The organism is Prosthecobacter fluviatilis, from assembly GCF_055388355.1.
Genome location: NZ_AP043782.1, coordinates 5,469,887 through 5,480,533, shown reverse-complemented (window position 1 = coordinate 5,480,533; position 10,647 = coordinate 5,469,887). Strand labels below are relative to the sequence as shown.

Below are 10,647 nucleotides of genomic sequence, written 5' to 3'. Positions count from 1 at the left end.
ATGACAAGAGGGACGGAAGTGCAGCGACGTCAGGGGGCATTCATTTTGCCGCAGGTGCGGCCGATTCATTGCCAACCTGCTGGATGCCTTTGAAGTACTCTTTGACGCCTTCCTTCACTTCGGCGGGCACATCTTCGCGCTGGATAAAGCTTTCGACCTGACGCTGGAAGGCTTTTTCCTGGAGTGTGGCGGCGCGAGTGGCACGACCTGTACCGCTATCAGCGGATTCGATGCTGGTATTGCTGGGGCCGCTGCCTTTCTGGCCGGTAAGCTGGTCGCGATTGCCATTGTCCTGGGTGGCGTCGCTTTCAGCGCGGCGGCTTTCGACGCTGCCTGAACCGGCCTTTTTTCCTCCGGGCTGGGTGCCCATGCACTGACTGAGACTCTGGCCCTCCTTGTTGCACATGAAGCCCTGGCATTTGCCCGCACATTGACCGAGGGACTGGAGCTTCTTCATCATGTCCCGCTTGGCGGAAGACTGACACATGCTCTGGGTGAGGTTTTGCAGCGCCTGGTTGGCCTGATTCTGGCAGGCCTGACACTGGCTTTGGCTTTGGCTTTGGCTTTGGCTTTGATTCTGCTGCTGCTGTTGTTGAAGCTGCTGCTCAAGGTTCTGGACGGCCTGCTCCAAAGAGGTCATCTGCTGATCCATGCTCTGCTGCCCCTGGCTGCCTTGCTGGCCCTGAGACTGCTGCTGATTCTGGCCGCTTTGCTGAGCATTTTGGTTCTGGCTGGGCTGAGACTGATTTCCTTTGCCCTGATTTCCCTGCTGACCGGTGCGCTGCTGAAAATTGCGAGCGGCGGCGGCCATGCGCTGAGAGGCGGACTTGAGCCTGGCGAGCTCCTTCTGCGCCTCGTCGGGTTTTCGCACGTCGGCCTGAAGCTTCATCTGCCGCAACTGGGAGGCGGCCTGGCGGTAGTTTTGCTCCTCCAGGGATTTGGAGATGGGCTTGAGCTCGGCGGTCTGTTTCATTTCCTGTGCGGCCTTGGCGAGAAGTTGTTCGGCATCGCGCTGGCTGAGCTTTTGGGCAGCCTCGCTGATCTTGCGCTCGAGTTCGGCATACTGCCGCATGGCCTCTTTGCGGTCCTTGGTCTCGCGGAGGTCTTTGACCCACTGACGCCATTCGTCGGGATGCAGCAGCTCCTTTTCTTCATCCGTGGCGGTTTTAAGGAGCTCCTCGACCTGCTTTTCGAGCTCTTTGTTGACCTCGTCGCTCTTGCGCAGGGTCTCAGTCTCCAGCGCGATACGCTCGAGAACAAGGGGGGAGTCTTTTTTGAAGCCCATGACGAAGCAGGCCATGAGCAGCACGCTGGCAATGGTGAGCATACGACGCGGCCACTGCACCGGTATGCTGCGGGGTGAGAGAGCCTGCACACGAACGGCGGTGGCCTCGGCCTGCAGAGCGATGAATGCGCCCTCGCGATGCTCGTCTGTGAAACCCAGATGGGAGCTGATGGCGTCTTTTAGACCGAAGTGCTCGTCGGCAATGCGCGCGGCTTTGCGCTGCGAGGCACGGCCGAGCATCCATGCCGCCAACGCCATGAAGGGCAAGGCGACCGCTGCTGCAATGTAGCCGCTGGCCGGCACGGCGTAACCGCGCCAGACCCAGACCAAGCACCAGATGCAAAGCACGGAGCCGACGAGGAGGAGAGAGCCGCAGAAGGCCCGGACCAGCCAGGCGAGATCCAAACGTGCTTTGACAGCAGACAGAAACGCGAGGATTCGATCGTGAGCAGGCATGGTGAGCGGAATTGCGGAGGTTTTACCAGAGCGAGACGTTTGGGACAAGATTTTGCTTGGGCTATTTGGAAAGACGCGATAAGGCGGACTCAACGGTTTTTTTAACACCACCTCCCAAGCGCTTCTCATCGAGTGATTTAAGCCGCTGAAGCGCCTCCGCGTTTTTGCCGGTGCGCTCCAGGATTTCCGCCTGCTTCACAAGGTAGCCGGCAGCCAGACCGTAGTCCTTTTCGTTTTCCTTGCGTGCGTGCTCAAAAGCCAGCGCAAACAGCGGAGCGGCGGCTTCGCTTTTGCCGTTTGCGGCCAGAAGCTCGGCGGCCTCCCCGGCGGTGCGGCCCATGCGCGGCAGTGCGGCGGCGATCTGAGCTGCGAGGGGAGCAAACTCGTCCGGCTTGAAGACGCCGCCCTTCTGCACGATTTCGTTGACAAGATTGGGGATGCCCGGACCTGCGGCGGGATACTTTGCAGCGGACCATTCGTCGCCTAGCACAGCAACGACCAGCCGGGCGCGCTGCTCAGGCGTGAGGCGCATTTTTTTCTGAGTGCCGGAAAGCTGGCGAATGTAGTCCCAGATCTCCCAGCGCTCCTGCACGCGCTTTTTGAGGTCGCGGCGGTCCTCCTCCTTCAAGCCTTTGCGCCAGGATTCGAAGGCTTCGGGCTCATTGACAACGAGATGGATGAGCCATTTCTGAGTCACGCAGTCGGCGACATGGAGATCCCGCAGATCGGCGGGGGTTTTGGTGATCACATGATCCAGGAAGGGCAAAACTGCGCGGACGTCCGGCTCACGCCCGGCCTCGGACTCGCGGGACCAGAGCCAGTTGGCGACCCAGGTGGGCCCCCAGCCGGTTTCCTTGACAGCTGAGCGCTGGTAGTAGCTCTGACTGTAGCGAGCGGCGAGAGCGCGGTCATAGGCGGCTATGTTTGGCTGGACATCCCCATGCGCGGCCTTCCAGCCAAGGGAGAACTGCAGGGGCTTGAGCTGACGCCAGTGCTCCCAGGTTTGATCGATGGCGGCAAGCGCCTCGATGTTGGTTTTGGCAGCGACCTGATCTGCGGCCTCGTGGATCAGGTCTGCGGCGTCATAAAACTGGCAGATGATCTCGACGCAGTCTTTGCGCATTTCCTCGTCGGTGAACTTTGTTTCTTTGAAGCGTCGTGCGAGGTCTTTGAAGCGTTCCTCTCGGTTCTTGAAGCCCGGAATGGCGGCCTGCTCGGGCTTGGCGGGGTCTTTGATGTAGGAGAGATAAATTTCCCCCAGCAAGGCCAGCCCAGGGTCGCCGCAGGCGGCTTTGAAGGCGGGCAGATTTTCGACAATCTCCCTGCTCCAGAGCAGCTCCTTTTGCGGGTCCATGAGGAAGCTGCGCCACTCGGCCCTGAAGTGCTCCGCAGCGAGCTGAGGCCGACCGCCGAGCATGAGGCTGACGATGCCAGACTGCTCATTGCTGAGCGTGTGATGGTGCGTGCGCAGCATGGCGCGCATCCAGTCATCTTTGCCCGAGCGGGCTGTCATGCGCAGCATGCTGTTGATGGCCCAGTCACAGGGCTGGTAGCTGCAAAGGCCGCCATCCGCGAGCCGTGCAAGCCATGCATCCCAGTGTTCCTGAGCGGCAGCCTGCCAGGCAGCATCGACCGGCAGCTGGTTGAAGGCACGGATGATCCAGCCGTATTGATAACCATGAATGCAGTGCTTCTGCTTCATGGAAACCAGCGCGGCGGCGGCACCGAGTCTGGCGCATTCGGGGTCAATGCTGTCCCGCGCCCAATAGGAAAGGAAATGAACGAGGGCCTGGCGCACCCGCGCATTGGCCTTGTCCGCGCTGAGCATGGCGCGGCAATGCCGCCACACGGGCTGCATGCCGCCCAGTTCTTCGACGGCTTTCTGAGCGGCAGCGTTCTGCCGGGCCTGTGAGTCTGTGGCGAGAAAGAAACGGCCTGCGAAATCCAGCTCCCGGCCAAGTGCGGCCTGCGGATGTGAGGCGGGCATGCGGGCCGCATATTGCATGGCAGGAACACGGAGGCTCTGAGGCAGCCGAAGATAAAAATCAAAGAAGGCCAGGGGCAGCAGCGTGTGTGGTGTGTCCTGCATGACCTCGGCCGTGCGTTTGAGCATGGCATCAAGGCCGCGCCCCATGGCGGCGCCACCGCCGTTGTTGCGCCAGATCTCGATCAATGCCTGTCCATAGCCGCTGTTAGCGGCCCAGCCGTCGGGAGAGAGATTGCCTGTGGCGTCCTCATGGAGGAGGCGCATGACGAAGGCCATGGTTTCAGGTCTGGGCCAATCCTTCTTGAAGGCGTCGAGGATTTCCGAGCGACGGAACCAGCCGTTGTCACCCATGTAGTTGCTCCAAGAAGCATCGCGGGACCTGGCCTCCATGAGCTCACAGGCATGGAGGAAGAGCTTTTGTGCCCTGTCGAGATCACCGGGAACAAGAGATTTCAGCATCGCCTGAAGCTTGTCTGAGAAGCTACGGGCATCTGAGTGCACCTCCTCGATGCGAGCGGCGGCAATCCAGCGGTCCACCTCGTCCAGCGCCTGCTTTCTCTCGAGGGAGAGGAGCGGATCGAGCACTTTGACCAGAGCGGGATCTGCGCCTGCGGGCTGATTGAGGGCGGGAATCTGCAGCTTGATGAGAGCCATGATGGCGGGGCCGCTTTTTGCGGGGATCTTCGCCACATCCGCAGCACGACGTTTCAACAGTGCCGAAAGGGGGCCGGAGGGCGCGTCCTGCAGCAAGGACTCGCAGAGTTCCACACCAAACGTGCGCTGCTTAACGGCAGCCAGCTTTGAGCGCAGATCCTGCATGGTCTCGCGGTTCTCACGCACTTTTTTGATGAACTCCACCTGCATGCAGTCCGGGTCTTCCGGCAGGAGCATCTGCTCTGCCGAGTCCAGCCACCCGAGAGCCCCGAGTGCGGAAAAAGCATGATCTGGAGATTTCAAGACTGCGACCATGCTGGAGGCACTGTTGCGAGACCATGTGGGGTTGTCTGCAATGCCCACCAAGGATGCCATCTGCAAGCCTGTGCCAAAAGTCGCCGGCCGACGTATCGCATTGCTGATGACCCGAAGCATGGAGTAGGCAGGAGGGTTGCTGATGGAGCCGCCACCGCCGCCATAGTACACACTGACCATGCTGTTCATGGCCTTGCTCCAGGCCGAGCTGTCAGCGCCGAGCGTGGCGGAGACAAGCCGTGTCAGGAACGGCGTCATTCCAGACTCAGGTCGCATCTGCTGGCGCACGGCGATGTAGTGCGTGACGGCATAGCCTTCGCCAAAGCCATTGTTCTGCTTCATGCTGGTGGCAAGCAGCTCATCGAGCGGCGCCCCCCCGATCCCGCGCTCCTGCCAGCGGTCCATGAGCCAAACCAGATTTTGATCTGCCGCATAGCTGGAAGTGCTGCGACCGCTCATGGCGGCGAGGTAAGTCCTAGCATTGTTGACGAAAGCCTCGGGACTGCAGGACCAGACAGCCAACTGCGCGCGCAAGATGCGCTGCTGTGAGCTGTCCAGAGCTGAAGCTGCGAGGGGCAAAATCTCCTGAGCGATGACTTCCATCTGATTTTCCTTCCATGCTTTCCAGATGAGAAACTCTGCCGGCGAAGGCGACCAAAGGCTAGTCACCTCCTGAGATGAGTAAAACCGGCGCTTCGCGCCCCCCAACTGCGAGCGTGACGCGGCTTTGGCCGCCTCCAAAATCTGACGGGCGGCATCTGCGAGTTCATTGAGTTTGTTTCCATCTTGAATGGCCAGGGCCGCGAAGCGACGAAAGCCTTCCTCCGCGAGCACGGGATGCTTCATCATCGCCTTGCAGAGGTGATCGTGCACCTCGCGACGTTTTTGCGCCGCAGGAGCCGTGGGTGGCAGGTGAAAGTCGACCCCGTCCCGCTGGACCAATGCGGGGCGCAAATAGAGATAGGCGAGCATGGGGGACTCACGATATGTCTGATTTGCGATCATGTACGGAAGGTCGATCATCCATTCAAGGCCCTTGGCGTCGGCCGCAGGCGGCGAGGAGTCCAACATCCCAGCAAGGGCGGTGAAAATGCTCATGCGTGCCTCAAAAGGCATCTGATCATCCCGGCGAAGCAGCTCTGCGATCTGGCTCCCGATGTTGTTCTGCCGATAAGCGGAGGGTGGCACATCCTGCATCATTTTCACCGCACTCGGCGCATCGGTGGCGGCAATCAAGGCGCACAAACGCAAGCGAGCCTCAAAATGCTTCGGATTCATCTCCACGACTTTTTCCAGCACTGTGATGGCCTGGGGCTTTTGTCCGACGAGTTCGAAAAACTGTGCGAGCTCGAACCTTTTTGCCACCGTGGCGCTTTCCCCGAGGTCAAAGGCCGCCTGGATTTTTTCAGACAGGCCCGGCCTGCCGACAAGGCGCATGATCTCTTTGGCCCTGCTGGCGGCGTAGCTTTGATTGCCATTGCCGGCATAAGCCAGCGCATGACGCAGCTGGGTGACGGCCTCTTTGACGATGGCCTCCTCATCCTTGCCCCCAAGAAGAGTCTGCAGTTTTTTGGTGTCGATGCTGTTGCTGCTACCGGCATAGCTGGCCGAACGCTGAGGGACAGACGGCACCACCACGGCCATACGAGCCCACTGCTCCGCCTCATCGGGCATCTGCAGGGTCTTCATGGCGGCGACGAGCTCGTCTTTCTGCTCTGAAGTCACGCGCGCACTGCGGAGGCGACGCAGGGCCATCTGCGCAGGCTCCAGGAGCGGGCTTCCGGCCTGCGGTTTCAACTTCAACGCAACCTGCGCGAGAGCGGCGTCATAAGCGGGACGAATGGCCGGGGAAATGCTCATGCCGGAGGCGCGAACGAGCAGCTCTGCCACGCGCTCATGCTTGAACGAAATGCTGTACCAGGAGGCCGCCAACAGCAGGTCGTCCACGGTAGGAGCTGGGGAGTCGAGGAGCTGGGTGATTTCGCGCTCAACACGTTCGCGATCGCCCATTTTGTAGGCCAGCAGAATGCGCAATGAAGCTGACTGGATGCTGTCCAGGAAGGGCTTTACTCCGGCGTATTGCTCCTCTTCAGGCTCCAGTTTGTCGTCGTTCCGAGGATTGTAGATGTCCTTGCGGCCGAAGTACAGGCTGAGGGTGCCGGGGACGACGGAGCCCGCGGGAAATGACAACGGGGCAAGCAGCCCCCCATTTGACGACTGGCTGCTGCGGCTCACCGAGGAGGGGAATCTGGCCCAGGACTGACGTGAAGGCTCATGCTCAGTCCAGATCTTCACTTCCCGCTCCATCAGGGCGACGAACTCCTTCCACGCCTTGAGACTGCGGCAGGCGTTGGCGACGCTGGGTACGCCAGAGAGGTATGCCGTGGCCGCTGCATCAGGCCCGGTGGCATCAAGCTGACGCAGGAGGAGCGACAGAATGCGACGGCACAAAGGCTCAGGCAATCCGGGGGCGTATGAGTCCTCCCGCATTCTCTGACCACCGCCGATCAATGTGCCCAGATAGTAGGTGGGCACATTGGTTTTCCGCAGCATCTCCGGCGGCATTTTTTCGAGTGCCTCCAGGGCCTCCCCAAGCAACGGCGCTCCAGCCTTGCTGTCCGCCATCACCGCATGCCTGGCGGCCTGCACCATCAGTTCAGGGTATTTGGATTTAAACCTTTCGAATGCGCGTGAAGCGACGTTGAACGTGACGTTTTCACTGTTGCTGATGGAGAAGGCCAGCAGAACGTCGTCATCGGCATGCGACTCCAACTCAGGAGGGCTGATGATCAGGCGGTTGTACCGGTCCACCTCGAGGAGGTCAAGGTACGGTGCGCCGGGAACGCGCGCGTTTTTGGCCTCGGCGATCCATGCCTCCTTTTTCTGAGCCGACTCCCCTTTCATGAGGGTGACCGCATGCGCCACACACATGGGGTGAAGCATGTCCAGGCTGGAAGGCAGCATCACTGCTTTGCTGGGGCTCTGCCCGGAGAAGCGGATGGAACTCGGACGATAGTTGTAAGCCTGGTAGCTGCGGCCGTCTGTCAGACGAAGCAGATCCACATAACCCCTGGGGGTGCGCTTCTCCAACTCTTCAAGATAGCCGGGCCTGACTACGGAGGGCGTCACCAGGGCCTTAACGGAGGGCAGTTCCAGAGAGTGCCCCATGAGCCGGATAAAAATGGACATGGCGGCATCTGCCCTGTCCGCCTCCTCGAAAGCGACCGCCTGAAGATAAGCCAGCCGGTAGTCTTCCGGAAAACGCTGAAGCAGCGGCTCCAGAAAGCTGATGACACGCCTCCAGTCCTGCTGCGCCGTCATGCTTTTAGCCAGTGTGATTGCGTCATCCGCGCTTATCTCAGCGCCGCCGGCGAGTTCGTAGAGCATGCGGTAGCCGGTGTTTGCATCTCCGTATTCAATCTCAATCGAAGCGATCATCTGCTGCACCCGCCCACCTTTGGAACGGGCGGCGACACGCTGAAGCCCCTCGAGGGCCCGTTTCCACTGGCCTAAGTCCAGGTCCATGCGTGCGATCTGGATGGCCAGATTCACATCGTCTGGGCGCAGACGCATGGCTTCACGAAGAGAGCGCTCCTGCTCGGTGGTGCTGCCCGTCACACGATAGATCTCTGCGAGGGCCAGCCATGGAGCGGCATCCGCACTGTTGGTGCGCTGACGTTCGATGAACTTATCTGTAAGCGCCTTGGACTGGCCGCGATCGCTGGCGAGGCGTGCGAGTGGAGCAACCCAGCGGAGTTTGTCCTCGGTCTTTTCCTCCTTTTCAAAAAGAGAGAAGTAAATCCGCTCCGCGTCACCCATCTGCCCCTGCTGGATGTAACCGGAGGCCAGCGCCTCCGCGACCGACTCGTCATCTTCAAATTTGTGCGCGGCAGTCTGCAGCATGTTCAGAGCTTCACGACCTTTGCCACCGAGCTGCAGCAGCCTGGCCTCCCGCAACCAAGGTGAAGGCGAGCCGGGAGAGAGTGACTTCCATTCGGACACCCACTTGAGAGCCTGGTCGAGTTTTCCGGCGCGTTCAGCCAGCTCCACGAGGCGCTGCGCATTGGTGGAGTTTTTGCCCTGAGGCATGGCGATGAGTTTTTCCGCCTCCTGGAGCGCACGCAGCCAATCCTGACGAGACTCCATGAGGCTGAGCAGCCGAGTCTGTGCAGCCAGGGCATGCTCGGGTGGAATCTGGCGCAGGGTGTTCTCTGCGCCGAGGCTGTCCTTTTTTTCCTCGAGGAGTGTGGCCAGGAGAATGCGCTCCTGGATGCTGGGAGCATTCCGCTTCAAAGCAGCGAGGGTTTCGTCAAGCCTGGGCTCGTCCGCCTTGAGACAGGCAACGGCCTGCCGGAGCGCATCGTCCATGAAGGCGACATTGGCCGTGGCACGCACGCGCGCCACGGCCCAAGGAATGGCGTCCGAGGCCTTTTTTGAACCGAGCGCTGCGTTGATCAAAAGGCCGAGCAGCCGCTCATCGCCCGGGAACTCCGGCTGACGCGCCTGCAAAACTTCCAAAGCCACCTGCGGTTCGAGGCGCGCCATGAGCGCCTGCCCAACGGCCATGAGCTGTGCGAGGGTGCCTTTTTTTGCCAGATCGCGCCAGATGGCCAGCGCCTCATCGCGCTTGCCAATACGGTGAAGGTAATGAGCCTGAGCCTCCCTGGCCGAACTGCTTTCGGGGAAGGCGGCGACCATGCGGGCATAAGCTTGCGTGGCGTCTTCATTCCGCTCCCAGCTTTCGTAAAGCCGGGCCACGCGGAGGTGATCGAACTCAGAGGTGTCTTTGGCGGCCAGAAACTTTTCGAGCGTGGCGCTGACAGCGGCCCTGTCTTTTGCCCGCTCCTGCAATGTGGCCAGACGAATGAGGAGCTCGCGATCATCCGGTGACTGCTCCAGGAGAATGTTTGTCTGAAGGATGGCCTCCTTGTGCTGCTCGAAACGAGCCAGGAGATCCAGGTAGGTCTCGCGCAAAGCACGCTGACCGGGTGTTTTTTGCAGCAGCGCCGCATAGATGGCGAGGGCTTTGTCTTTTTCGCCCAACTCAGCCAGGAGCCGCGCGCGCTGCTGATCCAACGCCGTGCGCTGAGGATGAGCGGCCTGGAGTTTTTCCAATTCTTTGACCAGCCCGCTCAGGTTCTCGTCGCGACGAAACATTGCCTCTATCTGCGCAAGCACTTCGCCCTCGATCCAGGTGCCCTGGCCGGTGCCCGCGAGTGTCGCCGTCAGCAGAGCCAGCGCGGCGTCCTTCCTGCTGGCGCGCAGCTGGATCTCTGACAGCCGCAACTGACGCACTGCCCTGGCATACGGGTCTTTGGTTTTGGCAATCAGAGCCAGCATCTGCGCTTCGGCTTCGGCAAAAAGGCCTTCGTCGAGCTGGAGTTCGATGACTTCCTCCGTCAGATCTTCGTCATCGGCATGAGCCTTGAGCAAGTCCTGCCAGGCCTGGAGAGCGGCATCTGGCTTGCCTGTGCGCAGCAGCCAGCGCCCGCGCAGCTGGCCCAGCTCGCGGGCAAGCTCAGCATCTGCACCTGCTTTTTCAGCTTCGGCGAGTGATTTCAGGGCGGCGGAAAAACTCATCATGCGAGCCTCCAACTTTGCCCTCTGCAACCAAGCCAGCGGGTTTGTGCCCTCGCGATCCAAGGCGGAAGTGTAAGCTTTCAAAGCTTCTGCCTCATTGCCACGCTGCTCGTGAAAGATCGCCAGAACGAGCAGATCGGCGGCGGTGGCGGTTTTCGCGCTGAGAAACTCCGCCAACGAGTCCGGCGTGCCTGTTTCCATCCATGCTGAGTAAAACCTGTCGAAGACCAGGCCAGCCCTAGGGTGCCTGAGGAGCATTTGATGATATTTTCCCACCTCGGCCGCCTGCTGCGGGGTCTGCCCGAAACATACCAGCCCCAAGGCAAGGAAAAGAATGAACTTTTTCATAAAAGAAATTTGCTGATTTATT

The 10,647-nt window shown here is 60.4% G+C and carries 2 protein-coding genes; both read right to left on the bottom strand.

All coding sequences use genetic code 11. From position 1 onward, the window contains the following. Positions 1 to 40: 40 nt before the first annotated feature. Complete coding sequence (locus ACZ5WW_RS21385; RefSeq protein WP_377162681.1) at positions 41 to 1,741, bottom strand: hypothetical protein; 1,701 nt, start codon at positions 1,739 to 1,741, stop codon at positions 41 to 43. A gap of 61 nt (positions 1,742 to 1,802) precedes the next feature. Then, positions 1,803 to 10,625: a tetratricopeptide repeat protein gene (locus ACZ5WW_RS21380; protein WP_377162679.1), complete on the bottom strand. Its 8,823-nt coding sequence runs from the start codon at positions 10,623 to 10,625 to the stop codon at positions 1,803 to 1,805. Positions 10,626 to 10,647 lie beyond the last annotated feature (22 nt).

What these genes read in the sequence shown, in the direction of transcription:
- ACZ5WW_RS21385 (WP_377162681.1), bottom strand. Translation starts at nt 1,741, where the DNA reads ATGCCTGCTCACGATCGAATCCTCGCGTTTCTGTCTGCTGTCAAAGCA.
- ACZ5WW_RS21380 (WP_377162679.1), bottom strand. Translation starts at nt 10,625, where the DNA reads ATGAAAAAGTTCATTCTTTTCCTTGCCTTGGGGCTGGTATGTTTCGGG.